At 67.4% G+C, this 25,794-nt stretch carries 24 protein-coding genes; 21 read left to right on the top strand and 3 right to left on the bottom strand.

The features are described from left to right. Positions 1-112: 112 nt before the first annotated feature. The 4 genes from ileS to ndk are packed head-to-tail and all read left to right on the top strand — an operon-like array spanning position 113 to position 5,640. Entirely contained in the window at positions 113-3,463 is a 3,351-nt protein-coding gene (gene ileS, locus FGL91_RS16115) for an isoleucine--tRNA ligase (protein ID WP_153244336.1), read from the top strand. Continuing rightward, on the top strand, positions 3,460-4,812 hold the full coding sequence (locus tag FGL91_RS16110; protein WP_131491231.1) for a bifunctional folylpolyglutamate synthase/dihydrofolate synthase: 1,353 nt from the start codon (positions 3,460-3,462) through the stop codon (positions 4,810-4,812). Before ileS ends, FGL91_RS16110 begins: the two co-directional genes overlap by 4 nt. Beyond that, complete coding sequence (locus FGL91_RS16105; RefSeq protein ID WP_227991679.1) at positions 4,809-5,222, top strand: DUF4233 domain-containing protein; 414 nt, start codon at positions 4,809-4,811, stop codon at positions 5,220-5,222. Before FGL91_RS16110 ends, FGL91_RS16105 begins: the two co-directional genes overlap by 4 nt. A 1-nt stretch (position 5,223) precedes the next feature. Continuing rightward, the gene (gene ndk / locus FGL91_RS16100; RefSeq protein WP_047524000.1) at positions 5,224-5,640 is read left to right on the top strand and encodes a nucleoside-diphosphate kinase; all 417 of its coding nucleotides are present in this window, start codon (positions 5,224-5,226) and stop codon (positions 5,638-5,640) included. A 79-nt stretch (positions 5,641-5,719) separates the two neighbouring features. On the opposite strand, the gene FGL91_RS16095 is transcribed toward ndk, so the two are convergent. After that, a complete protein-coding gene (locus FGL91_RS16095; RefSeq protein ID WP_131491229.1) occupies positions 5,720-6,331 on the bottom strand; it encodes a vitamin K epoxide reductase family protein in 612 nt (203 codons plus the stop codon). A 283-nt stretch (positions 6,332-6,614) separates the two neighbouring features. On the opposite strand from FGL91_RS16095, the gene FGL91_RS16090 reads away from it, so the two are divergent. Beyond that, positions 6,615-9,230, top strand: a complete 2,616-nt coding sequence (locus FGL91_RS16090) for an Rne/Rng family ribonuclease (protein ID WP_194239257.1) — start codon at positions 6,615-6,617, stop codon at positions 9,228-9,230. Here the strand turns inward: FGL91_RS16090 and FGL91_RS16085 are convergent. Next, on the bottom strand, positions 9,195-9,461 hold the full coding sequence (locus FGL91_RS16085; protein WP_047519866.1) for a DUF4031 domain-containing protein: 267 nt from the start codon (positions 9,459-9,461) through the stop codon (positions 9,195-9,197). The genes FGL91_RS16090 and FGL91_RS16085 overlap by 36 nt on opposite strands. Positions 9,462-9,710: 249 nt before the next feature. On the opposite strand from FGL91_RS16085, the gene rplU reads away from it, so the two are divergent. From rplU to FGL91_RS16035, 10 genes are all read left to right on the top strand, one after another. Continuing rightward, a complete protein-coding gene (gene rplU / locus FGL91_RS16080) occupies positions 9,711-10,019 on the top strand; it encodes a 50S ribosomal protein L21 (RefSeq protein WP_028501602.1) in 309 nt (102 codons plus the stop codon). A gap of 18 nt (positions 10,020-10,037) precedes the next feature. After that, the gene (gene rpmA / locus FGL91_RS16075) at positions 10,038-10,295 is read left to right on the top strand and encodes a 50S ribosomal protein L27 (protein WP_017202370.1); all 258 of its coding nucleotides are present in this window, start codon (positions 10,038-10,040) and stop codon (positions 10,293-10,295) included. Positions 10,296-10,396: 101 nt separating this feature from the next. Further along, positions 10,397-11,896 carry a GTPase ObgE gene (gene obgE, locus FGL91_RS16070; protein ID WP_153244334.1) on the top strand — a complete coding sequence of 500 codons (1,500 nt, stop codon included), beginning with the start codon at positions 10,397-10,399 and terminating at the stop codon, positions 11,894-11,896. After that, positions 11,893-12,678, top strand: coding sequence for a glutamate 5-kinase (proB, locus tag FGL91_RS16065; protein ID WP_153244333.1), 786 nt, complete (start codon positions 11,893-11,895; stop codon positions 12,676-12,678). The genes obgE and proB overlap by 4 nt, the downstream gene beginning before the upstream one ends. A 9-nt stretch (positions 12,679-12,687) precedes the next feature. After that, positions 12,688-13,941, top strand: a complete 1,254-nt coding sequence (locus tag FGL91_RS16060) for a glutamate-5-semialdehyde dehydrogenase (protein ID WP_153244332.1) — start codon at positions 12,688-12,690, stop codon at positions 13,939-13,941. A 65-nt stretch (positions 13,942-14,006) separates the two neighbouring features. Continuing rightward, a complete protein-coding gene (locus tag FGL91_RS16055; protein WP_047519875.1) occupies positions 14,007-14,231 on the top strand; it encodes a hypothetical protein in 225 nt (74 codons plus the stop codon). A 6-nt stretch (positions 14,232-14,237) separates the two neighbouring features. Then, positions 14,238-14,843, top strand: coding sequence for a nicotinate-nucleotide adenylyltransferase (gene nadD, locus FGL91_RS16050; protein ID WP_047519877.1), 606 nt, complete (start codon positions 14,238-14,240; stop codon positions 14,841-14,843). Further along, on the top strand, positions 14,840-16,042 hold the full coding sequence (locus tag FGL91_RS16045) for a hypothetical protein (RefSeq protein WP_153244331.1): 1,203 nt from the start codon (positions 14,840-14,842) through the stop codon (positions 16,040-16,042). The genes nadD and FGL91_RS16045 overlap by 4 nt, the downstream gene beginning before the upstream one ends. Then, entirely contained in the window at positions 16,042-16,422 is a 381-nt protein-coding gene (gene rsfS, locus FGL91_RS16040) for a ribosome silencing factor (RefSeq protein ID WP_047519881.1), read from the top strand. The genes FGL91_RS16045 and rsfS overlap by 1 nt, the downstream gene beginning before the upstream one ends. A 1-nt stretch (position 16,423) precedes the next feature. Beyond that, positions 16,424-17,113 (top strand): SDR family oxidoreductase, encoded by a 690-nt coding sequence (locus tag FGL91_RS16035; protein ID WP_131491224.1) that lies wholly within the window; start codon positions 16,424-16,426, stop codon positions 17,111-17,113. A gap of 18 nt (positions 17,114-17,131) precedes the next feature. Here FGL91_RS16035 and FGL91_RS16030 read toward each other — a convergent pair whose 3' ends face one another. Continuing rightward, positions 17,132-18,787 (bottom strand): dipeptide ABC transporter ATP-binding protein, encoded by a 1,656-nt coding sequence (locus tag FGL91_RS16030; RefSeq protein ID WP_194239256.1) that lies wholly within the window; start codon positions 18,785-18,787, stop codon positions 17,132-17,134. A 169-nt stretch (positions 18,788-18,956) separates the two neighbouring features. Between FGL91_RS16030 and FGL91_RS16025 the strand changes: the two genes are divergently transcribed. The 6 genes from FGL91_RS16025 to FGL91_RS16000 are packed head-to-tail and all read left to right on the top strand — an operon-like array spanning position 18,957 to position 25,792. Next, entirely contained in the window at positions 18,957-20,162 is a 1,206-nt protein-coding gene (locus tag FGL91_RS16025) for a dipeptidase (protein WP_131491222.1), read from the top strand. After that, positions 20,162-21,781, top strand: coding sequence for an ABC transporter substrate-binding protein (locus FGL91_RS16020; protein ID WP_047519886.1), 1,620 nt, complete (start codon positions 20,162-20,164; stop codon positions 21,779-21,781). The genes FGL91_RS16025 and FGL91_RS16020 overlap by 1 nt, the downstream gene beginning before the upstream one ends. A gap of 32 nt (positions 21,782-21,813) precedes the next feature. Beyond that, positions 21,814-22,776 carry an ABC transporter permease gene (locus tag FGL91_RS16015; protein ID WP_131491221.1) on the top strand — a complete coding sequence of 321 codons (963 nt, stop codon included), beginning with the start codon at positions 21,814-21,816 and terminating at the stop codon, positions 22,774-22,776. After that, positions 22,773-23,672: an ABC transporter permease gene (locus tag FGL91_RS16010; protein WP_194239255.1), complete on the top strand. Its 900-nt coding sequence runs from the start codon at positions 22,773-22,775 to the stop codon at positions 23,670-23,672. The genes FGL91_RS16015 and FGL91_RS16010 overlap by 4 nt, the downstream gene beginning before the upstream one ends. A gap of 9 nt (positions 23,673-23,681) precedes the next feature. Continuing rightward, positions 23,682-24,860, top strand: coding sequence for a M24 family metallopeptidase (locus tag FGL91_RS16005; RefSeq protein ID WP_131491220.1), 1,179 nt, complete (start codon positions 23,682-23,684; stop codon positions 24,858-24,860). 32 nt (positions 24,861-24,892) lie between these two features. Then, positions 24,893-25,792: an alpha/beta fold hydrolase gene (locus FGL91_RS16000; RefSeq protein ID WP_131491219.1), complete on the top strand. Its 900-nt coding sequence runs from the start codon at positions 24,893-24,895 to the stop codon at positions 25,790-25,792. Positions 25,793-25,794 lie beyond the last annotated feature (2 nt).

Here is a 25,794-nt window from a genome sequence, read left to right as displayed (position 1 = left end):
ACAGCCGCAGTGAGAGTGGTCGCGTCGTACGGCGTGGCACGCGAGGTGGTACCGCGGTCCGTGAGGGTCGTCCTCGCAGGAGCATCCGCCACGACGAACACTGCGAGACACGATGACCTACCCCCGTTCCTCCTTCGGCCCCGCCGCCGACTCCGTCGCGCCCAGCCCCCGTTTCCCGCAGATCGAGGAAGAGGTGCTCGCGTTCTGGAAGTCCGACGACACCTTCCGCGCCTCGATCGAGCAGCGTGAGGGCGCACCGGAATGGGTGTTCTACGACGGTCCGCCGTTCGCGAACGGCCTGCCGCACTACGGACACCTCCTGACCGGCTACGCCAAGGACGTCTTCCCGCGCTTCCAGACCATGACCGGCCACAAGGTCGATCGGGTCTTCGGATGGGACACCCACGGTCTGCCGGCCGAGCTCGAGGCCATGAAGCAGCTCGGCATCACCGAGAAGTCGGAGATCGAGGACATGGGCATCGACGTCTTCAACGCGAAGGCGAAGGACTCGGTGCTCACGTACACGCGCGAGTGGCAGGACTACGTCACCCGCCAGGCGCGCTGGGTCGACTTCGACCGCGGCTACAAGACGCTCGACCTCGGGTACATGGAGAGCGTGCTCTGGGCGTTCAAGACCCTGTACGACAAGGGCCTCGCGTACGAGGGATACCGCGTCCTGCCGTACTGCTGGCGAGACGAGACGCCGCTCAGCGCCCATGAGCTGCGCATGGACGACGACGTGTACCAGATGCGCCAGGACCCGTCCGTCACGGTGACCTTCCCGCTCACAGGAGCCAAGGCCGAGGCGCTCGGGCTCACGGGCGTCCGTGCCCTCGCCTGGACGACCACGCCCTGGACCCTGCCGACCAACCTCGCGCTCGCCGTCGGTCCCGACATCGAGTACGTGGTGCTCCCCGCGGGGCCGGCAGGAGCCGCCGACGTCCATCAGACGGCGGGGACCGAGGATGCCGCCATCGAGTCCTCCGCACATCGCTACCTCCTCGCCCGTGCCCTCCTCGGCGGCTATGCAAAGGACCTCGGCTACGAGAGCACCGAGGACGCGCTCGCCGCGGTGGACGCGACCGTGCGTGGCGCGCAGTTGCAGGACGTCACGTACGACCGCCTCTTCGACTACTACGCCGACGCCGAGACCTACGGCACCGAGAACGCCTGGCGGATCCTGGTCGACGACTACGTCACCGTGAGCGACGGCACGGGCATCGTCCACCAGGCTCCGGCCTACGGTGAAGACGACCAGCGGGTCGCGGGCGCTGCCGGCATCCCCACGATCCTCTCGCTGGACGACGGTGGCCGGTTCCTCCCGAACGTCACCGATGTCGCGGGTCAGTTGTGGATGGAGGCGAACACGCCGCTGGTGCGCCTGATCCGGGAGCACGGCCGCCTCATCCGGCTCCAGAGCTACGAGCACTCGTACCCGCACTGCTGGCGCTGCCGGAACCCCCTGATCTACAAGGCCGTGTCGAGCTGGTTCATCCGGGTGACCGACATCAAGGACGACCTGCTCGCGAACAACGAGCAGATCACCTGGGTGCCCGAGAACGTCAAGCACGGACAGTTCGGCAAGTGGCTCGAGGGCGCCCGCGACTGGTCGATCAGCCGCAACCGCTACTGGGGCTCTCCGATCCCGATCTGGAAGAGCGATGACCCGGAGTACCCGCGCGTCGACGCTTATGGATCCCTGGAAGATCTCGAACGGGACTTCGGGACGCTGCCGCGCAACCCCGAGGGCGAGATCGACCTGCACCGCCCCTACATCGACGACCTGACGCGTCCGAATCCGGACGACCCGACGGGCAAGAGCACGATGCGCCGTATCGAGGACGTCTTCGACGTGTGGTTCGACTCGGGATCGATGCCGTACGCGCAGGTGCACTATCCGTTCGAGAACCAGGAGTGGTTCGACTCGCACTCACCGGCGGACTTCATCGTGGAGTACATCGGCCAGACCCGCGGCTGGTTCTACGTCATGCACGTGCTCTCGACCGCGCTGTTCGACCGCCCGGCGTTCACGGGTGTCAGCTGCCACGGCATCGTGCTCGGCAGCGACGGCTACAAGATGTCGAAGTCGCTGCGCAACTACCCGGACGTGTCCGAGGTGCTCGACCGCGACGGCTCCGACGCGATGCGCTGGTTCCTGATGTCGAGCTCGGTGCTGCGAGGCGGAAACCTCGCGGTCACCGAGGAGGGCATCCGCTCGGGCGTCCGCGAGTTCCTGTTGCCGCTGTGGAACTCGTGGTACTTCTTCGCGACCTACGCCAACGCCTCCGGCGCCGACGGGTACGAGGCGTCCTGGCGCACGGACTCCTCGGATGTCCTCGACCGCTACATCCTCGCCAGGCTCGGCGATCTGGTCCGCGAGGTGCGTGCGGATCTGGAGGGTCTCGACTCGACCACGGCCTCTGCGCGTCTGCGTGACTTCGCCGAGGTGCTGACGAACTGGTACATCCGTCGCTCCCGTGATCGCTTCTGGACCGGCGTCACGGACGATCCGAAGAGCCGTGAGGCCTTCGACACGCTCTACACCGTGCTCGAGACGCTCACCCGCGTGGCGGCACCCCTCGTGCCGCTCGTCAGCGAGCGCGTGTGGCAGGGGCTCACCGGCGGACGCAGCGTGCACCTGACCGACTGGCCCGACGACGCGCAGTACCCGGCCGCGGACGAGATCCGCGACGCGATGGATGCGGTCCGCGAACTCTCCAGCGTCGGCAACGCCCTGCGCAAGAAGGAGAAGCTCCGCGTGCGTCTGCCGCTCGCGCGTCTCACCGTCGTGTCGCCGCTCGCGGGGGCGCTCGGGCAGTTCGAGGACATCCTCCGCGAGGAGCTCAACGTCAAGTCCGTCGAGGTCGTGCCGCTCACGGACACGACCGCGGTCGAGTACGGCATCGACCACCGACTGAGTGTGAACGCTCGCGCGGCCGGTCCGCGCCTCGGCAAGGACGTGCAGAAGGCGATCCAGGCCGCACGCTCGGGCGACTGGAACGAGGTGGACGGCGTGGTCATCGCCGGCGGCATCGCGCTGGAGCCGGCGGAGTACGAGCTCGTGCTCGAGACGACGGGTCGTCCCGACGGCGAAGCACTCGCGATCGTCCCGAGCGGAGGGTTCGTCCTGCTCGACACGCAGACGACGCCCGACCTCGAGGCCGAAGGACTGGCCCGCGACGTCATCCGCGCCGTGCAGGAGACCCGCAAGAACGCGGACTTCGACGTCAGCGACCGCATCCGACTGGAACTGCGTTTCGCGAGTGCCGAGGACGCGGATGCGGTGGCAGCCGCCTTCGAGGTCGCCGATGTCGCGGGGGAGACCCTCGCGTTGGAGCACGCGCTTCACCGTGACGACGCCGTGCTCCCCGCGGCCGAGTTCACGGCGGACATCCCGAGCGGGACCTACGCCAACCGTGGCGACTTCACGATCGCCGTCACCAGGATCGGAGCAGGCGCATGAGTGACAGGGAACGGGCGGATGCCGTCTACGACGCGCTGCTGAGCAGGGCGGGCGAGCGGTGGGTGCAGCCTCGCAAGGAGCGCACCGCGCGCATCCTCGCCTTCCTCGACGACCCGCAGCGCACCTATCGCGTGGTGCACCTCACCGGCACGAACGGCAAGACGTCGACGGCACGGATGATCGAGAGCCTCCTCCGCGCGCACGGCTTGCGGACGGGTCTGTTCACCAGCCCGCACCTCGAGCGCTTCACGGAGCGGATCATGATCGACGGAGAGCCGATCTCCGACGAGGCGGTGGCGGATGCGTGGGACGAGATCGAGCCGTTCGTCGACATCGTGGACGCCGAGTTCGAGGCCGCGGGAGACGCGCCGCTGACGTTCTTCGAGCTGCTCACGGTGCTGGCCTTCGTCGCGGTGGCGGATGCTCCCGTCGACGTGCTGGTGCTCGAGGTGGGCATGGGCGGTGAGTGGGATTCCACGAACACGGCAGACGGCGACGTCGCGGTGTTCGCGCCGATCGACATCGACCACGCGGACCGCCTGGGCGGGACGATCGCGGAGATCGCGCAGACCAAGGCCGGCATCATCAAGGAAGGTGCCGCGGTCGTATCCGCGCAGCAGCCCCCGGAGGCCGCCGAGGTCCTGCGCCGAGTGGCGGCCGAGCGCAACGCGACCATCGCGTTCGAGGGTGAGGAGTTCGGCCTCACCGAGCAGAAGCTCGCGGTCGGGGGACAGCTGCTCAGCGTCCGGGGACTGGCCGGGGAATACGCCGAGGAGTACCTCCCGCTGTACGGCGCTCACCAGGGTCACAACGCCGCACTCGCCGTCGCCGCCGTGGAATCGCTGATCGGCGGTGCGTCTCAGGCGATCGCCCCGGACATCATCTCTGACGGCCTGCAGGGCACGACGTCGCCCGGCCGGTTGCAGCTGCTCGGCATCGCGCCGACCGTGATCGTCGATGCCGCCCACAACCCGCACGGTGCCAAGGCGCTCGCGCAGGCTCTGGACGACAGCTTCGACTTCGATGAGTGGGGTCTGGTGCTCGGCGTACTCGCCGACAAGGACGCCGCGGGCATCGTCGCGGAGCTGGCACCACGGGCCGCGCACGTGTTCGCCACGGCTCCGGAGTCCGAACGCGCGAGCGACGCGGATGCGATCGCCGACCTCGTCGAGCAGACCGGACAGCGCGCGACCGTGCATGACTCGCTCGCCGATGCCGCCGACGCCGCCCGGGAGTGGGCCGCATCCTCCGATCGTCGTGCCGTGATCATCGCCGGTTCCGTCGTACTCGCCGGCGAGGCGATCGCCCTGGCCGAGGAAGAGGACTGGAAGTCGGGGTGGCGCGCATGACCGCCAATGCGCCTGCCGCGCGCTCGCCTCGGCCGCCGCGCACCCTCGTGCAGAAGCTCGCGCCCGTCGTGCTGGGGTTCGAGGCGATCGTGGTGTTCCTGGTCGGGCTCACGATCTTCGGGCTGCGACAGCTTCCCGAGGGCATCGAGCAGTGGTGGGGGATCGTCGGCGGGGCAGTCCTCGCGCTCGTGTGCATCCTCATCGCCGGCATGATCACGAAGCCGTGGGCACTCACCGCCGGATGGGTCGTCCAGGCCCTCGTCGCCCTGTCGGCGTTCTTCGTGCCGGCGATCCTGCTGGTCGTCCTGATTTTCGGCGGCATGTGGGCGTATGCGACCATCGGAGGGGCTCGATTGGACGCACGACGTTCCGCGGCTCCCACGACCGAGACTCAGACAGAGAGTGAATGACATGGCCACCGAAGAAACCCTCGTCCTCGTCAAGCCCGATGGCGTCGCCCGCGGCCTCACCGGCGCGATCCTCGCCCGCATCGAGGCGAAGGGGTACGCCCTCGTCGACATCCGCCTGGTGGAGCCCGACCGCGACCTTCTCGCCGAGCACTACGCCGAGCACGAGGGCAAGCCGTTCTACGAGCCGCTGCTCGAGTTCATGCTCTCCGGCCCGTCCGTCGCGATCCGCCTCGCGGGCAACCGGGTGATCGAAGGATTCCGCTCGCTCGCGGGAACCACCGACCCGACGACCGCCGCGCCCGGCACGATCCGCGGAGACTTCGGCCGCGACTGGGGACTCCCCGTGCAGCAGAACCTCGTGCACGGTTCGGACAGCCCCGAGTCGGCTGCACGCGAGCTCGGCATCTGGTTCGACTGAGTCCGTCCGCCCGCACGCCGACGAAAAGCCCGCCCGCCGAATCTCGGCGGGCGGGCTTCTCGTCTGCGGAGACCGCGGATCAGAAGAGGATCCTGCTCATCTCGCCCAGGAAGTCGAGCCCCTGGAGCTGTGCGAGGAGGATGATCAGCGCATAGGCGACGATCGTGGCGAGCGGCACCCACGGCATGAGCGTGTCGGCGCGGGCCATGACCTTCTCGTTCCGGGTGAACGTGCCGTTGCGGGTCAGATGGACCATCGTCGCGAAGAAGGTGGGGATCGTGACCGCCCACGTGACCATGCACCAAGGGCAGAGGACGAAAAGGTCGTAGAGGCTCTGGCCGATGAGCCAGCACACGAGGCCGAAGGCGAACGTGATGCCGAGTCCGAACGCCGCCCAGAACCAGCGGGGGAACCGTGCGCCGGCGAGGATCGCGACGCCCACCACCAGGGGCGCCATCCATCCGGTGAGGCCCATGATCGGGTTGGGGAAGCCGAAGACCGATCCCTGCCACGACTCCAGGTTCGTGCTGCACTGGATGAAGGGGCTCAGGTCGCAGGCGAGGGCTTCCTTCGGGTTCTCCAGAAGTGCGAACTTCTCGACGGTCAGCTCGAAAGCGGCGAACCACCCGATGACGCTCGCGATGATCAACCACACGGCATAGAAGACGGGGCGGGTGCGCTGCTCGCTCATACGGGCGATTATCTCAGCGGCGGCTATGGATAGGACGACAACAGGCCGGAGAAAACGCGCTGGTCACGACCTGATGCCATGAACGGGGCCACTTGGTGCGATAATGGCCTGTGACGCGATGAACGGCCCCGCCGCGACACGCGTCGACGCAGACTTCGGGGTCCTATGCCCCACGCGATCAGAGCCATGAGCCGGTCGCACACCGAGTGAGTTCGCGGAACCCGCGGGTACCGCATGAGATTTCATGGAGCACCGAGTGCTCCGTGCAGGGAGTAAGCCAGAGATGGCCGATGAGAACAATGACAACAACGTACCTGCCCTCGATCTCCCGGCTGACGCCGCGGATGCGCTGACGGAGCCCGCTGCTCCGGAGGCCGACGAGCTCACCGGGTCTTCGAGCGACGACGCCGCGGCAACGGAGGCCGCCGCAGACGCCGCCGATGCCGCCGCGGACGCTGCTGCGGACGATGTCGCCGCAGGGTACGCCGCCGCCGAGGACGCCGCAGCCGCCGCCGATGACGCGGCGGACGCGGTCGCACGCGACGCCGCCGATCACGACGAGGCACGTGACAGCGCTGACCCCGAGAGCACCGACTCCGAGAGCTCCTCCGACGCTGGTGAGAGTGCCGTGGCCGAGGCCGCTGCGGACGAGCAGGTTGCGAAGACGGAGCCGGCGGAGGAGAAGCCCTCGACGGACGAGCCCTCTGTCGAGGAAGCGCCCGCTGCTGCCACCGAGACTGCTGCTGCCGAGACTGCTGCTGCCGAGGCTGCTGCTCCCGAGGCACCGGCGCCGGTGACCGCTGTGTCGCTGGGCCTGCTTCCCGAGGTCTTCGTCTCGCAGGTCTCCACCCAGCTGCATTTCTACGCTCCCGAGATCGTGCCGCTGCCGGCGCGTCCCGGTCGCGAGCGCGTCTTCGACCGCATCGCTGACCGCGATCAGCCGCAAGACGAGTCCGCGCCGCGCGGTCGCGGACGTCGCCGTCGTGGCGGCTCGGACGGGGATGACCAGCGCGACGAGCCACGCCAGCGTCAGCGTGTCGTCGAGTACATCACGGAGCCGAAGGCCATCAAGGGTTCGACCCGTCTCGAGGCGAAGAAGCAGCGCCGCCGCGATGGGCGCGACGCCGGCCGTCGTCGTCCGGTCGTGACCGAGGCCGAATTCCTCGCGCGCCGCGAGTCCGTCGACCGCAAGATGGTCGTGCGCTCCAAGAACGGTCGCACGCAGATCGGTGTGCTGGAAGACGGCGTCCTCGTCGAGCACTACGTCGCCCGCAACCAGGATGCGTCGCTGATCGGCAATGTGTACCTGGGTCGTGTCCAGAACGTGCTCCCGAGCATGGAGGCCGCATTCGTCGACATCGGTCGTGGTCGCAACGCCGTGCTCTACTCGGGTGAGGTCGACTGGGACGGCGTCGAGACGGGCAATCAGCCGCGGCGCATCGAGCTCGCACTGAAGCCGGGCGACCGTGTGCTCGTGCAGGTCACGAAGGATCCGGTCGGGCACAAGGGCGCGCGCCTGACGAGCCAGATCTCCCTCCCCGGCCGCTACCTCGTGTACGTCCCCGGCGGGTCGATGAACGGCATCAGCCGGAAGCTCCCCGACAACGAGAGGGCGCGCCTCAAGCGCATCCTCAAGGAGGTCCTCCCCGAGTCCTCCGGCGTGATCGTCCGCACCGCGGCCGAGGGAGCGACCGAAGACCAGCTCACGCGCGACGTGCAGCGTCTCACCTCGCAGTGGGAGCACATCCAGAAGCAGGTCGAGAGCCAGCAGGCGCCTGCGCTCCTGCACGCCGAGCCGGACCTGCTCGTCAAAATCGTGCGTGACGTCTTCAACGAGGACTTCACGAAGATGCTGATCCAGGGGGAGGACGCGCAGCAGACGATCCGCGCCTACCTGGAGAGCGTCGCTCCCGACCTGCTCGAGCGGGTCGAGGCGTACGAAGACGAGACGGACCCGTTCGATGCCTTCCGCATCACGGAGCAGATCGAGAAGGCGCTCGACCGCAAGGTCTGGCTGCCCTCGGGTGGGTCGCTCGTGATCGACCGGACAGAGGCCATGACGGTCGTCGACGTCAACACCGGCAAGTTCGTCGGCTCGGGGGGAAACCTCGAGGAGACGGTCACCAAGAACAACCTCGAGGCGGCCGAGGAGATCGTCCGCCAGCTGCGGCTGCGCGACATCGGCGGCATCATCGTGGTCGACTTCATCGACATGGTGCTGGAATCCAACCGTGACCTCGTGCTCCGTCGTCTGATCGAGTGCCTGAGCCGTGACCGGACGAAGCACCAGGTCGCCGAGGTGACCTCGCTCGGTCTGGTGCAGATGACCCGCAAGAAGCTCGGTCTGGGCCTGCTCGAGACCTTCAGCGAGGCGTGCGAGGTCTGCGCCGGCCGCGGCGTCATCGTGCATCATGATCCGGTCGTGAAGCACCGCTCGGGCAACAGCAACGGCGGCAGCAACGGAAACGGTCAGGGCGGTCGTCGCCAGCGCGGCGGCAACGGCGGGAACGGTCAGAGCCAGAGTGCTCCCGCGGCCCCGCACGTCACCCACAGCATCACCGAGGGCGCGAAGTCCGCGCTGGCTCAGATCGCGGCGTCGACCATCGCTCCCGCCGCGGATGGGACGGCGGAGACGCCGGCGCCGGTCGCAGCGGACGAGGCACCCGTGGCGGCGGAGCGCCCCAAGAAGGCACGCAAGAAGCGCGGCGGGGATCGCAAGGGGCCCAAGAGCCCTGCGGAAGAGCTTCTCGATTCGGTGCTCGACGCGCTTCCCGAGCCGAAGGCTCCGGGGCAGGGTCGAGGACGCCGTCGGGTGAGCACGGCGGCGCTGACCGGCACCCCGGTGTCGGTGAACTCCGAGCCGTCAGCGCCGGTCGCGGGCGCGGACTCGGAGTCCTGACGCGATCAGCCGGCGCACCAGCTCCTTGCCCTGCACCTGCTGGGCGCCGGCGGCGACGAGTCGGGGGATCATCTCCTGCGGCACGTCGTAGTGATCGAGGTCGAAGGCGCGCGCGGGGACGTCGTGCGCCCTCGCGAAGTCGTGCAGCTCATCGAGGCTCTCATCGCTCACCAGATGCGCCCACAGGCGTCCGTGAGCGGGCCAGAGGGGGGCGTCGACGAGCACGGTCACCTGGTCAGCCTACGACCGTGCCGTCGGGTCGGGACGCTGAACGCGAGCGAGAACCGCCGGAGTCGGCGTGGCTTTGCGACACCGACCCGCATCCGGTAAAGTAGTCCCTTGGTGCGTATGCCGCGTCTTCCTCGTCGGTTGAGGCGGAGAGCCTTGCGTTCGCGCCCGTCGTCCTGCGACGCATGCAAGCAACAGTCTTCCCGTGACATTCTCGGAGCCGACGTGCTCCCCAACGAAACAAGGTATGAAGTGGTTTACGCAGTAGTGCGCGCCGGTGGGCGGCAGGAGAAGGTCGAGGTCGGCACGATCGTTCAGCTCGACCGTGTCAAGGCTGCCCAGGGCGAGAAGATCGAGCTGGCCGCTGTGCTGCTCGTCGACGGCGCCACGGTGACCACCGACGCTGACTCGCTGGCGAAGGTCAAGGTCACGGCTGAGGTCATCGGCAACCTCCGCGGCCCGAAGATCATCATCCAGAAGTACAAGAACAAGACCGGCTACAAGAAGCGTCAGGGCCACCGCCAGGAGCTCACGCGCGTCAAGATCACCGGCATCAAGTAAGCCCGAGGGGACTAGGACATGGCACATAAAAAGGGCGCAAGCTCAACCCGTAACGGTCGTGACTCCAACGCTCAGCGCCTCGGCGTGAAGCGCTTCGGCGGTCAGCAGGTTCTCGCCGGCGAGATCATCGTCCGTCAGCGCGGCACGCACTTCCACCCCGGCGTCAACGTCGGCCGTGGTGGCGACGACACGCTGTTCGCTCTGGCCGCAGGCGCGGTCGAGTTCGGCGCGAAGGGCGGCCGCAAGGTCGTCAACATCGTCGCTGCAGCTGAGTGATCTCAGCGCGACACTAGTCATCCGGTTCGGGGCGGGCTTCGGCTCGCCCCGTCCGTGTATCTGCACACCGAAACAACACAGGAACTCAGGGGAACCAGGACATGGTCACGTTCGTCGATACCGTCACACTGCACCTTCGTGCGGGTAAGGGCGGCAACGGCTGCGTCTCCGTGCACCGCGAGAAGTTCAAGCCGCTGGGCGGCCCGGATGGCGGCAACGGCGGTGACGGCGGCGACGTCGTCCTCGTGGCCGACCCGCAGACCGGCACGCTGCTCTCCTACCACCACTCGCCGCACCGCTCCTCCGGCAACGGCGGCCCCGGTATGGGCGATCACCGATCCGGATTCCTGGGCGAGACGCTCGAGCTCCCCGTCCCGGTCGGCACCGTGGTGAAGAACACCGCGGGTGACGTCCTGATCGACATGATCATCCCCGGCGAGCGTTTCGTGGTCGCCAAGGGGGGAATGGGCGGACTCGGCAACGCTGCGCTGGCCACCCCGAAGCGCAAGGCTCCCGGTTTCGCCCTGCTCGGCACTCCCGGCTATGAGGGCGACGTCGTCCTCGAGCTGAAGACGGTCGCCGACATCGCTCTCGTCGGGTACCCGTCCGCGGGCAAGTCGAGCCTGATCGGTGCCATCTCCGCGGCCCGCCCGAAGATCGCCGAATACCCGTTTACGACGCTCCACCCGAACCTCGGAGTCGTCCAGGTCGGCGACTTCCGCTACACGGTCGCCGACGTGCCCGGTCTCATCGAGGGCGCGAGCGAGGGGCGCGGACTCGGTCTCGAGTTCCTCCGTCACGTCGAGCGGTGCTCCGCACTGCTGCACGTGCTCGACTGCGCCACGCTGGAGCCTGGACGCGACCCGATCTCGGATCTCGACGTCATCCTCGCCGAGCTCGGCGCCTACGAGGTTCCCGAAGGGCAGACCCCTCTGCTCGAGCGGCCGCAGTTCGTCGCGCTGAACAAGGTCGACGTCCCCGAAGCCCGCGATCTCGCTGAGCTGGTGCGTCCCGACCTCGAGGCCCGCGGGTTCCGGGTGTTCGAGATCTCCACGGTCTCGCACGAGGGACTGCGCCCGCTCACCTTCGCACTGGGTGAGCTCGTCGAGAAGCACCGCGCGGAAGCGGCGATCGAGACGCCGCCGGAGCGCGTGGTCATCCGCCCGCGCGGCTCCAAGAAGGACTTCTCCATCCGTGTCGAGGGCGGCACGTACGGCAACGTGTACCGCATCCTGGGGGAGAAGCCGGTGCGGTGGGTGCAGCAGACCGACTTCCAGAACGAGGAGGCCGTGGGATACCTCGCCGACCGTCTGGAGAAGCTCGGTGTCGAGGATGAGCTCTTCCGCCTCGGCGCGGTCCAGGGCTCGACCGTGGTGATCGGCGAGGGCGACAGCATCGTCTTCGACTGGGAGCCCACCATGTCCTCTGCCGCGGAACTGATGAGTGCTCCCCGTGGAACAGACCCTCGCCTCGCCCCCAACGCTCGTCGCACGACGTCGGAGCGCCGCGAGCAGTACTACGAGCGCATGGACGCCAAGGCGGAAGCGCGTGCCGAGGTGGAAGCGCAGCGTCTCGCCGCATACCGCGAGGACGGCGAGTGACCGCACGAACCCGCGCGGATCTCGCGACCGCGTCCCGCATCGTCGTCAAAGTCGGCTCATCGTCGATCAGCGGTGACTCGTCGTGGCGGATCCCCGTCATCGTCGAGGCCTTGGCCGCTGCCCATGCGCGCGGTGCTGAGGTCGTGCTGGTGTCGTCCGGGGCGATCGCGTCCGGGATCCCGTTCCTCCGGCTGGATGCGCGTCCGACCGACCTTGCGACGCAGCAGGCTGCGGCGGCCGTGGGGCAGAACATCCTCCTGTATCGGTATCAGGAATCGCTGCGCCCGTTCGACATCATCGCGGGACAAGTGCTCCTGACGACCGGTGACCTCGAGAACCCCACCTCGCGCTCCAATGCGCGACGTGCGATGGAGCGCCTGCTCGGACTGCGCACCCTCCCGATCGTGAACGAGAACGACACGGTCGCCACGCAGGAGATCCGGTTCGGAGACAACGACCGCCTCGGCGCCCTGGTCGCCCAGTTGATCGAGGCGGACGCGCTCATCCTGCTCAGCGACATCGAGTCGCTGTACACGAAGCCTCCGACGGACCCCGACGCCGAGCCGATCGACATCGTCGCGCCTGACGCCGACCTCACTGGACTGGAGTTCGGATCGACCGTGGTCAACAGCGTCGGCACCGGCGGCGCGGCCACCAAGGTCTCGGCAGCGCGCCTCGCCGCGGCCTCGGGTATCGGCGTCCTCGTCACCAGCGCCGACCTGGTGGATCAGGCACTCTCCGGTGCGGAAATAGGAACCTGGTTCGAACCCGCCACCTCCTAAACTGGGCGGATGACCGACCAGACCCCGCAGGTGCGCCTCGAGCGCGCCAAAGAGGCCTCCCGAGCCACCGCAGCCCTCACGAGCGACGACAAGGCCCGGGTGCTCGAAGCGATCGCCGTCGCGCTCCAGGAAGCTGCGCCGCGCATCATCGAAGCGAACGGTCGCGATATCGAACGTGGCCGTGCGGACGGTATCGGGGAGTCGTTGATCGATCGTCTGCGCCTCGACGAGAAGCGCGTCGCCGCGCTGGCCGCGGCCGTGCGCGAGGTCGCCGCGCTGCCCGACCCGGTCGGCCGTGTGGTGGGCGGACACCGGATGCCCAACGGGGTGGCACTCGAACAGGTGCGGGTGCCGTTCGGGGTGGTCGGCGCGATCTACGAGGCGCGTCCCAACGTGACCGTCGACATCGCCGCGCTCGCACTCCGCTCCGGAAACGCCGTGGTGCTGCGAGGTGGCAGTGCCGCGCGCGAGTCCAACACGGTGCTCGTCGAGGTCATGCGCGGAGCGATCGAGCGGGGAGGACTTACGGCGGAGGCGATCCAGACCGTCGACGACTTCGGGCGCGACGGAGCGAAGGCCCTCATGCACGGTCGTGGGTTCATCGACGTCCTGATCCCACGGGGGAGCGCCGGCCTGATTGAGGCGGTCGTGACGGAGTCCACCGTGCCGGTCATCGAGACGGGAGCGGGGAACGTGCACATCGTGCTCGACGAGACCGCCCCCGACGAGTGGGCGCGCGACATCGTCGTGAACGCCAAGGTGCAGCGGCCGAGCGTGTGCAACGCGGTGGAGACGGTGCTCGTGCATCGACAGGCGGCACCGCGGCTCGTGCCGCTGGTGGCCAGCGCCCTGCAGAGTGAGGGGGTCGCGATCCACGGTGACGACGTGGTGGCGGGTCTCATGTCGAACGTGATCCCCGCCACGGAGGAGGACTGGGCCACCGAGTACCTGAGCCTCGATATCGCGATGAAGGTGGTGGACTCGCTCGACGAGGCACTCGACCACATCCGTCGGTACAGCACGGGTCACACCGAGTCCATCATCACGACGGACTCACGCAACGCGGAGCGCTTCCTCGCGGAGGTGGACTCGGCTGTCGTGATGGTGAATGCCTCCACCCGTTTCACCGATGGCGGCGAGTTCGGCTTCGGCGCGGAAGTCGGCATCTCGACCCAGAAGCTGCATGCGCGGGGACCGATGGGCCTCGCCGAACTGACCAGCACGAAATGGCTTGCGCGTGGATCGGGGCAGACCCGCGGCTGAGCGCTAGACTGGGAGACGCTGTACCTCACAGGATCCCGAACAGCACGCCACGAAACGGAGTCAGGATGAACCTCGTCGCACAGATCGCGATGGCCGCTGCCGAAACCGAGCACCACGGCAACGTCGCGCTCGAAACGGTGATCTTCGGAGTCATCGCCGCGATCGTGTTCGCCTTCCTCGCGCTGGTGACCCTGTCTTACAAGAACGTCGCCAACCGGCACTCGGCGAAGGCGGAGGCCTGGGCGGCGAAGCACGGCAAGGACGGCCACGAGGCGGGACACGGCCACTAGGCCCCCATGAGCGACGCTGCGACCCCGCGCACCCCGCGCATCGGCGTGATGGGCGGTACGTTCGACCCCATCCATCACGGTCACCTGGTCGCAGCGAGCGAGGTTGCGAACTCCTTCGGCCTCGATGAGGTCGTCTTCGTCCCCACCGGGCACCCGTGGCAGAAGTCGGGCGTCTCGCCGAGCGAACACCGCTACCTGATGACCGTGATCGCCACCGCTTCGAACCCGCAGTTCACCGTGAGCAGGGTCGATGTCGACCGCGAGGGTCCGACCTACACGATCGACACGCTGCGTGACCTGAAGAAGGATCGGCCGGATGCGGAGCTCTTCTTCATCACCGGCGCGGATGCCGTGGCGCAAATTCTCAGTTGGAGGGACCATGATGAGTTGTGGGAGTTGGCCCACTTCGTCGCGGTCTCTCGGCCAGGACATGTCCTGAGCACAGACGGCCTCCCGAGCGACAACGTCAGCCAACTGGAAGTGCCGGCGCTGTCGATCTCGTCGACGGACTGCCGTGAACGCGTTCGCGACGATCAGCCGGTCTGGTATCTGGTCCCTGATGGGGTCGTACAGTACATCGCGAAGCATCATCTGTATCGGAGCAAGGCATGAGTACATCGGATCAGCAGGGGCAGGGTCCGCTGACGCGCAAGCAGTTGCGAGAGATCCGGTTGACGGGTTCCACCCCGGTGATCTCCTCGGAGGAAGCCGCTGCGGCGGCCGAAGCGGCACCGCCCGCGCCGCCGCTGCCGCCTGTCGTCGCACCCGCAGAGGTCGAAGAGTCCGCCGCGGCGGAACCGGACGCGGCACCGCGGTCGGCCTCCGACGCCGACGAAGGCGGCAGCGTCGAGCCGAAGCGCGGTGAAGCCCCGCTGACCCGGCGCCAAGCGCGTGAGCTCGAGAAGGTCCGGACCGCGTCGGTACCCGTCGTCGAGGCGGAGGTCACCGAAGAGGCCGACGTCGAAGAGCCGTCTGAGACGGCGGCCGGCGCGGACGAGCCGGCGGAGATCGTCTCGGGCATCCCGACCTTCATCTCCGTGAACGAAGAGCCCGGCGACGCCGACGACGATGATGTGGACGACGAGGTCGCCGTGGCGCCGGTCAGTGCGTCCGTCGCGGCGGATGCCGTGGGCGAGGTCCCCCTCGAAGCCGAAACCGAAGCCGAAGCCACGGAAGAACCGGCCGAACAGCCCGTGACCGACGACGTCGAAGCCGTTCTCGGTCTCACGACCGACGGCGACGACCAGGCGGCCGATGAGGATGTCTTGGCCGATGTGGGTGCTGACGACGAACCCATCGAGGAGCGTCCCACGGTCAACTCCGCGTTCGGCGAGGGAATCCTTGCGGATGCCTCCGATGCACATGCGCCGTTCCGTCCGTCGTTCGACGAACTGCTCGCCGTCGGCGACTCCACCGGTTCGCAGCACTCCGCTCCGAACGCTCTGATCTTCACCCCGTCGCCGGGGGAGGGGTCGCTCTCGGGGCCCGTCGCGTCCACGGGCGAGATCCTGGTCACCGGGTCTTATGAGCTCCCGCAGGGCATGGGCTCGCAAGGACATGCACTCGGAACGACCGATGGCAAGGACATCGACGCGGTCCTCATCGACGGGGAGCTCCCGCCGGCGTCCTCGCCCACACCGATCGCCGCGAGTTCGGCGATCAGCACCATCAAGCCCGCGGGTGAGGTCATCCGACCTCCTGCCCCCGAGAAGGGGAACCGACTGATGGTGACCCTCGCCATCATCGCCGGCGGCCTCGCCCTCGCGATCGGCGTCGTTCTCGTCATCGCCTTCACCACGAAATTGATTTGATGCAATCACCTGAAACTGCCGAAGAGATGCTGCGCCTCGCCGCACAAGCCGCCGTCGACAAGGGCGGTGAGGACCTCGTCGCGCTCAACGTCTCCGAGCCCCTCCCGCTCGTCGACATCTTCCTTCTCGTCACCGGGAACAGTGAGCGGAACGTCGCCGCTATCGCCGATGAGATCGAAGACCGACTGATCGAGTCGGGGCACAAGCGTGTCCGTCGCGAGGGTCGTGCGGAGGCCCGGTGGGTCCTGCTGGACTTCGGAGACCTGATCGTGCACGTCTTCCACCAGGAAGAGCGCGTGTATTACGGCCTCGAGCGTCTCTGGAAGGATTGCCCCGTCGTTCCGATCGACGTGGTCGAGCCCGCCGCAGACGCCAGCTGACATGCCCACGCACCTCATCACCGGTGCAGGGTCCGGCATCGGAGCGGTCCTCGCCCGTCGTCTTCGAGATCGCGGGGATGACGTGGTCGCCGTCGTGCGCGACGCCGGGCGTGCCCGGGAGGTCGCGGAGGCGCTACCGGGTGTTCGTGTGCTCGTCGGCGACCTCGCGCAACCGGGCCGTCTGTCGTGGGCGCTCTCGAAGCAGCAGCTCCCGGATCGCATCGACTCACTGATCCATGTCGCCGGAGTCGTCGATCTCGGCGCGGTGGCCGACCTGCCGCCCGCGCTCTGGGAGCAGCAGCTCGCGGTGAACCTCGTCGCGCCCGCCGAGCTCACACGTCTCCTGCTTCCGGTCCTCCGTGTGTCGCAGGGGCAGATCGTGTTCGTGAACTCCGGTGCGGGCCTCCGCGCCCACGCCGGCTGGTCCGCCTATGCGGCGTCGAAGCATGGGCTCCGCGCTCTCGCTGATGCGCTGCGGGCCGAAGAGGCGCAGCACGGCGTTCGCGTCACGTCGATCTACCCGGGGCGCACGGCCACCCCGATGCAGGAGCGCGTGCATCAGCAGGAGGGGCAGGACTACGATGCCGAGCGTTTCATCACGCCGGAGTCCGTCGCCACGACGATCCTGACCGCACTCGACCTCCCGCGCGACGCGGAGATCACCGACCTCACGGTGCGACCGAGCCGCTGACCCGGCGCTGGGTCGGGGTCAGGCCGTCAGTCGTGTGCGGCGGGCGAGCATGCCGCGATCGGCGCGCGTCTGCGGGGGGATCGCCGAAAGGAGCGACCGCGTGTACGGGTGCTCGGGACGACGGTAGACCTCTTCTGTGTCTCCGATCTCGACCAGGTTGCCCAGGTACATCACCGCGACGCGATCGGCGATGTGACGCACGAGCGAGAGGTCGTGTGCGATGAAGACGATCGACATGCCCAGCCGTTCACGCAGGTCGCACAGCAGGTCGATGATCTGCGCGCGGATCGAGACATCCAGTGCAGACACCGGTTCGTCGCACACCAGGACGTCGGGGTCGAGGGCGAGCGCCCTCGCGATACCGATCCGCTGACGTTGACCGCCCGAGAACTGGTGGGGGAATCGCGAGCCCATCTCCGGAGTCAGGCCCACGAGTTCGAGCAGCTCTGCGACTCGCGCACGTCGGGTCGCCGGTGTTCCGGCATGAGTGGCGGCGAGTGGTTCTGCGATGATCTGCTGCACGGTCATCCGCGGATTCAGCGACAGGTACGGGTCTTGGAACACCATCTGCACTCCGCGTCGCAGGATCTTCCGGTCGCGCAGTCGTCCCTTGGTCACGTCCTGATCGCGGTAGCGCAGGGTGCCCGCGTCCGGGGAATCCAGCCCCACGAGCATGCGCGCCAGTGTGGACTTGCCACTGCCTGATTCGCCGACGACCGCCAGGATCTCGCCCTGTCGGAGCTCGAGATCGACACCGGCGACCGCGGCGACGCGATGCGCGCGGCGACCACTGCCCGAGCGGAACGTGCGCTCCAGGCCACGTCCTTCGAGGATGGGGGCGCCACCGTCGTCATCTGCGGCGGCGCTCACATCCCGCGGCATCGAGTTCAGCAACTGCGCCGTGTACGGGTGCTGAGGTTTCGTCAGCACCTCATCGGCGGACCCTGACTCCACGATGCGTCCCGTGCGCATGACCGCGACCTGATCGGCGACCTCCATCACCACACCGAGATCGTGCGTGATGAGCAGGATGCCCATCCCCAGCCGCTCGCGCAAGGAGAGCAGCAGGTCGAGGATCTGCGCCTGCACCGTCACATCGAGCGCGGTCGTCGGTTCATCCGCGATGATGAGATCAGGATCCAGTGCGATCGCCATGGCGATCAGGATGCGCTGGCGCTGACCGCCGGAGAACTGGTGCGGATAGTCGTGCACGCGCTTGTCGGGGGTGGGGATACCGACGAGGGTCAGCAGCTCGACCGCGCGTGCTTCGGCAGCGCGGCGGCCGATGCTGCGATGAGCGCGGATGAGGTCGATGATCTGGTCGCCGATGCTGAGGACCGGGTTCAAAGCGGAAAGGGCATCCTGCATGACCAGGCTGACGCGCACGCCACGCAGGCGTCGATGCTGCTCGGCGGAGAGGGAGAGGAGGTCGGTTCCGCTCAGCGACATGGTCGATGCCTCGACGTCTCCGTCGTCGAGGAGTCCCATGATCGCGCGTGCGGTCATCGACTTGCCCGAGCCCGACTCGCCGAGCAGCGCGAACACCTCGCCGCGTCGCACGACGAGATCGATGTCGTCGACCACGCGGTGGCGGCGTCCCTCGCCGGTGAGGGTGACGGTGAGTCCCTTCACGTCCAGGACCACGGCGTTCTGGGGGGCGGATGTGTTCTCCATGGATGCCATCATGCCAGCATCCTGGCTCTGAAATGTTTCGAACAGGAAACATTTCAGCCGAAGATAATCACCAGGGTTGACTTCTATGCCGAATTCCTCCAGATTCGAGGAATCTCCCGCTCGTCGATCGGGAGTGGCACCCGCATCATCGAACCGAAGGAGCGCATTCGTGCTCGAACAAGCTGGCCGGTATACCGGCTACACCGCGTACGACTATCTCGAAGCCGGCAAGGACTACCGCGAGTTCCGCTACGCCCCGCAGATCGGCCGCGTGCCGGCGTATGACCTCGGGCTGAGCGACGCCCAGCAGGAACGCACCGAGCGTCTGCTCCGCGAGGAGACCGTGATCTCCCTGCACGAGCATGTGCAGGTGTTCCCCGAGGACATGGGCGAGCTGCGCGACCACATCCGCCAGGGCCGCGAACCCACCGCCTACCAGGGCCTGGCCCGCTCGGGTCTCACGGCCGTGTTCGACAACGGCATGGACGGCACCTGCTGCATCTCCAGTGACGCCGGATGGAAGTACCAGGACGTGCTGTTCGACCTCGGTGTGCGCATGGCCGACCTCGCGCACCAGGACTTCGTGATCAAGGCCGAGTCGATCAAGGACATCCGCCACGCCGCTGAGACCGGCCGTGTCGCACACATCTTCGCTCTCGAGGCCTCGACGATGATCGAGAACGAGGTCGACCGCCTCGACGTCCTCTACGGCTTCGGCGTGCGTCAGATGGGCATCGCCTATTCCGAGGCGAACATGCTCGGCGGTGGGCTCAAGGAGCGCGGCGACGGCGGTCTGACGTACTTCGGCGAGCGCGCCGTCGAGCGGATGAACAAGCTCGGCATCGCGATCGACATCTCCCACTCCGGAGACCAGACGTGCCTCGACGTGATCGCCCACTCCACCAAGCCGGTGTTCATCACACATGCCGGTGCGCGCGGGCTGTGGCCGACGAACCGCATGAAGACCGATGAGACGATCATCGAGTGCGCGAAGCGCGGCGGCGTGATCGGTATCGAGGCGGCCCCGCACACGACGATCTCGCCCCAGCACCCGCGGCACTCGCTGGAGTCGGTCATGGATCACTTCCAGTACTGCGTCGACCTGGTGGGCCTCGAGCACGTCAGCTTCGGTCCCGACACGCTGTTCGGCGATCACGTGGGCCTGCACGACGCGTTCTCGTCGAACCTGTCGCTCGGACAGGCGCACGCCAACGTCGACTACGAGAAGCAGCCGTACGTCGACGGCATCGAGAACCCGGCCGAGGCCTTCTACAACATCATCGGCTGGCTCGTGAAGCACGACTACTCCGACGACGAGATTCGCGCCGTCGTCGGAGGGAACACCCTGCGCGTACTCGAGGAGGTCTGGGTCTGATGAAGTACAGCAAGTTCCTCGCCCTCGGTGCGGCCGCGGCTCTCGCCGTCGGTCTCGCCGCGTGCGCCCCGTCTGCGCCGGAACCGGGGGAGTCGTCCGGCTCCTCCGGCCCCAGCGAGGAGACGATCAGCATCGGCACGACGACGGACGTCGTGAACTTCAATCCGGTCCTCGGCAACAGCCGCACGGACTCGTGGATCACGAACCTGATGTATCCGCATCTGCTGAGCATCAGTGACGACGGCACCAAGGAAGCGCATGTCGCCACCGACTGGGGCTACGTGGATGACACCACCGGCTTCTACGAGATCCGCGACGACCTGACCTGGAGCGACGGCGAGCCCCTGACCGCCGAGGATGTCGCGTGGACGCTCAACGCCGTCAAGCGCGACCAGGCACCCGGCACGTTCTACGGACAGCTGGGCAACCTCGACACCGCGACCGCCGTATCGGACACGAGGGTCGAGCTCTCGCTCACCCAGCCGGACTCGTCGATCATCGAGGAGATCGGGTTCTGGGGTGTCGTCGTTCCGCAGCACGTGTTCGAGCCGCAGGGGTCGATCGCGGAGTTCGCGAACGACGGCAGCGACGGCGGCTGGGTCGGCATGGGGCCCTTCATCATGAGCGACTTCCAGGTCGGCCAGCACTACACCCTGGAGCGCGTGGAGGACTATCCGCTCGTCGAGGGCGGAGTGCCCGGACCCGCAGAGGTCGTGTACCGCGTGTATCCCGACGTGAACACCGAGATCCTGGCGCTGCAGAGCGGCGAGATCGACGTGATCGCGAACGCGTTGCCGCCGGCGCAGGTCGAACAGCTCAGCAGCACCGACGGCCTGCAGGTCATCGAGGCGCCGGGACTCGGGTACGCCCACCTGGTCTACAACATGGACAAGCCCGATCTCGCGAAGACCGAGGTGCGCCAGGCGCTCGCCCACGCGGTCGACTACGACGCGATCCGCACCGTGGTGCTCCAGGGGCAGGCCGTCTCGACGGGTTCGAGTGCGCTGATGCCGGTGCTCGCGAAGTACTACGACGACTCGGTGAAGGAGTACGAGTTCGATCCCGAGAAGTCACGCTCCCTCATGGAGAAGGCCGGCTACACGGCGGACGCGAGCGGCAAGTTCCCCCTCTCGTTCCGGCTGATCTACTCGCTGCAGGACAGCGTGACCAGCCAGTGGGCGCAGATGGTGAAGGACAGCGCGGCGGAAGCCGGCATCACGATCGAGCTGCAGGGCACGGAGCGCAACACCTACCTCTCGATGACCAATGAGGGGGACTACGACATCTATGCGGGCAACTTCGCCATCATGGACGACCCGGTGACGAACTTCGCGCTCTCGTATCTCCCCGGCGGAGCGATCAACTACACCCACGTGGACGACCCCGACCTCAACGCGCTGATCGAGGAGGGCATGGTCACCTTCGATGAAGACGAGAAGATCTCGATCATGCGCGAGGCGAACAAGATCGTGCACGAGCAGGTCTACGACAACATCATGTACACGCAGAATCTGTTCTTCGCGGCCAGCGATGAATGGGCCGGCTTCATCTCGAAGCCGAGCGAACTGCTCTCGATCGTGAACCCGCTCTCGCTCGCGAGCGCGTACCCGGTCGAGTAACCACCACTGCACTCTCGAGGAAGGTCGCCCGGGTGTCCCGAGCATCGTTCATTCTCCGTCGCGCAGGTCGAGGTCTGCTCACGATCTGGTTCGCCGTGACCGTGACGTTCCTGCTCCTGCGTCTGCTCCCCGGCGACCCGGCGCTGGCGCTGGCGAGCCCGAACATGACGGACGACATCCGGGCGACCATCCTCGAGCAGTACGGGCTGGACCAGCCCCTGATCGTGCAGTACGGGCTCTACATGTGGCAGCTGTTGCAGGGCAACCTCGGAATCTCGTTCACGCAGTCGATCCCGGTGACCGACGTGCTCCTGCAACGGCTGCCGTGGACGCTGCTCCTGACCGTCACAGCCTTGGTGCTCACCATCGTCATCGGCGTGCCGCTCGGTGTCGCCGCCGCCTCCCACAAGGGACGGTTCATCGACAGGGCCGTGCAGGTCGTCGGGGTCACGGGACAGTCGCTGTTCGTCCCCAGTGTCGCGATCCTCCTGCTGTTCGTGTTCGGGCTGAACCTCGGCTGGTTCCCGATCGGCGGTGCCTACACCAACAACACCTACGGGTTCGATTGGTACCTCAGCGTCGCGCAGCACCTCGTCCTCCCCGCTGTGTCACTCATGCTCATCCAAGTCGGCTCCTACGTGCTCACCATGCGGTCGACGCTCATCGAGACCCTCGGGGAGGACTACATCCTCCTGGCCAAGGCGAACGGCATCCGCGGCAGCCGCATTCTCTGGAAGCACGCGCTGCGCAATGCGCTGCTTCCCACGACCACGCTGATCGGCCTGCAGCTCGGATTCCTGGTCGGGGGCGCGGTGCTCACCGAGACCGTCTTCGCCTACCCCGGTATCGGCCGTGGCATCTACGAGGCGGTCACCCAGCTCGACTTCCCCGTGCTGCAAGGGGCCTTCCTCATGCTCGCCATCACCGTCGTGGTCGCGAACACGATCACCGACATCATCTACGGCTACCTGGACCCGAGAGTGAAGACCTCATGACCGCTCCGATGCCCTCCTCCGAGACCCTCGCACCGAGTGAACCGACCGCCACGGGCAGCGAACGGGCGAGCGCGCACACCTGGCGCGCGTTCCGCCGTGACCCGCTCGGGATGATCTCGCTCGGCCTTCTGATCCTGCTCGTCATCGTCGCGCTCGCTGCTCCGCTGATCGCGCCCTATCCGGCCAGCTACGGCCCCGACGTGCTGCGGCCGCCGAGCGGCGACCATTGGTTCGGCACCGACGCCCTCGGGCGCGACGTGTTCTCCGAAGTGATCTGGGGCACGCAGCAGAGCGTGCTCGTCGCGGTCGCCGCCTCACTGATCGCCATCGTCTTCGGCACGATCATCGCGGTGCTCGGCGCCTACTTCCGCAAGCTCGACAGTGTCATCAGCGTGATCGTCGACATGACGCTCTCGCTGCCCGTGCTGCCGCTCATGATCCTCATCGCCGCGCTCGTGGGGCCGAGCACGTCGACGATCATCTTCGTCGTCGCGGCGTTCTCGTGGCCGGAAGTGACCCGACTCGTGCGTTCACAGGCGCTGACCGTCGTCGGGCTGCCCTACGTCGATGCCTCGCGCCTGATGACCACCTCGCCGGTCTGGATCATCACGAAGCACATCCTCCCCGCCGTGACACCGGTGGTGGTGGTCTCGGTGGTCGTGACGGCGTCGCGGGCGGTGCTCTCGGCGGCGGGACTCGCCTTCCTGGGCCTCGGGGATCCGACCACCTGGTCCTGGGGGCGCATCCTCTACGAAGCACAGCAGGCCGGTGCCATGGTGAGCGCCTGGTGGCTGACGCTCTTCCCCTCGATCGCGATCCTGATCCTGGTGCTCTCGGCCACGCTGCTCTCGATCGCCTACAACGACGCGCGCAACCCGCGCCACCTCGCCCGATAGGAGCCTGTGATGACCGAGTTCGACCAGCGACTCGCACCCGAGTTCTTCGACCGTGTGCAGACACGCGTGCGCGAGCGCATGGCCGAGGAAGGCTTCGACGCGTTCCTCACCGACAGCCCGGAGGACATCGCGTACCTCACCGGCTTCTTCCACCACCCGTCCGAGCGCCCCGTGGCGGTCTGGCTCGAAGCGACGGGCAGGGTCGTCATGCTGCTGCCGGAGCTCGAGCGCGAGTACGCCCAGTCCCAGTCCTCCCGGGCGGAGCTGGTCTCGTTCTTCGAGTTCCCCGGAGTCGTCGCACCGTTCGAGGTGCTGGCCCGTGCGGTCACACCGCGGGGCATGGTGGGATTCACCTCCACCATGCCGTATTCACGACTCGTGGCTGCACGGGAAGCGATGCCCGGTGCAGACCTCGTCGGGTCGGACCTGGTCACCCGCACCCGCTTCGTGAAGTTCCCCGAAGAAGTCGTGCTGCACCGCGAGGCCGCTCGCATCACCGATCGGATGCTCGACGCCGGTGTGGCGCTGGTGACGGAGGCCATCGGCGCCGGGGGAGACCTGCCGACCGAGGCTGAGCTCGAACGTCACGTCACCGCGGCAGGCACGGGCATCATGTACGCCGAGCATCACAACGTGGTGGTGGCCTCGCTGCTCGCCGGTGGGCTCGTCTATTCGGGCGCGAACTCCGCGTTCCCCCACGGTCTTCCGTCGGTCAACCGCCTCAAAGCCGGCGACACCTTCATGCTGTCGCTGGGATGCGCAGTCGGTGGTCGCTTCATCGAAGGCGAGCGCACCTTCGTGCTGGGCGAGCCCACAGCGGAGCAACGCCGCTATCACGACACGATCCATGCGGCCCAGTTGCGTGGACGCGAGACCATCCGCGCCGGGCTCGAATGCAGTGAGGCGAACCGGCTGTGCCTCGACGTGATCCGCGATGCGGGTCTGGGCGAGTTCATCCGCCACCGCCAGGGACACGGAATCGGCCTCGGCATGCACGAGGCTCCGTGGTTGGAGGACGGCGATCCCACGCTGTTGGAAGCGGGCATGGTCGTCTCGAATGAGCCCGGCATCTACGTTCCGGGGCATGCCGGGTACCGCATCAGCGACAGCATGCTCGTGACCGACACCGGTGCCGAGCCGTTGACTTCCTTCCCCCGCAGCCTCGACGACTGCACCATCGCGCTCTGACGCCCGGATTTCGAAAAGAGAGACAGAGAACCATGACGACCACCCCGCCGGTGTCCCCGGAGTTCGCCGCAGCCACCAGTGACCACGAATGGGTCGAGATCAACGGAAACCACCTGGCCGTCGAGGTACTCGGCCCAGAGGGTGCGCCGGTCATCATCACCCATCACGGCGCACCGGGGCTCGGATCGCGCGCCGAACCGCGCGCCAGCTTCGGCCGCCTCGCCGACGAGTACCGCGTCGTGGTGTTCGATGCACGCGGCAGCGGGGTGAGCGAGGGCGAGGGGATCTACAGCCATGAACAGTGGGCTGCGGACATCGACGGGCTGCGGGAGTGGATCGGTGCCGAGAAGATCGTGATGGCGGGTGGCTCCTACGGTGGGTTCATGGCGATGGAATACGCCCTGCGGTATCCGGAGCGCGTGGCCGCGATCGTGCTGCGCGACACGTCGCCCGACAACTCCAACGCGCACCTCGCGCGCGAGAACGCCTTGGCCTCTGACCGCGTCACGATCGACATGGAGAAGTTCGACCGCATCGACGTCGGGCAGGTGTACGACGACGAGGACCTGAAGGACTGCTGGCGCGAGATCCTCCCGTTGTACGACTTCGTCTACGACCCGGAGGCCACCGAACGCAAAGTGCGGGCTACGCCGTATCGCTATCGCGCGCACAACTACGCCTTCTCGGTGAACCTCCCGAACTACGATATCAAGCCGCGGCTGCCGGAGATCGGTGTGCCGACACTCATCACGGTGGGGCGGACGGACTGGATCACGCCAGTATCGTGTAGCCAGACGATCGCCGATCTCATCCCGGACTCCGAGATGGTGGTGTTCGAGAAATCGGGGCACTCCCCGCAGATCGAGGAGGCAGAGGCGTGGACGAAGACCGTGCGCTCGTTCCTGCACCGGGTGTACCCGCCGACCCGATGAGC

This window comes from Microbacterium sp. CBA3102, from assembly GCF_007954505.1.
Lineage (GTDB): Bacteria > Actinomycetota > Actinomycetes > Actinomycetales > Microbacteriaceae > Microbacterium > Microbacterium aurugineum.
Note: the sequence above shows the minus strand (reverse complement) of the source record. Positions and strands in the feature narration are given on the sequence as shown.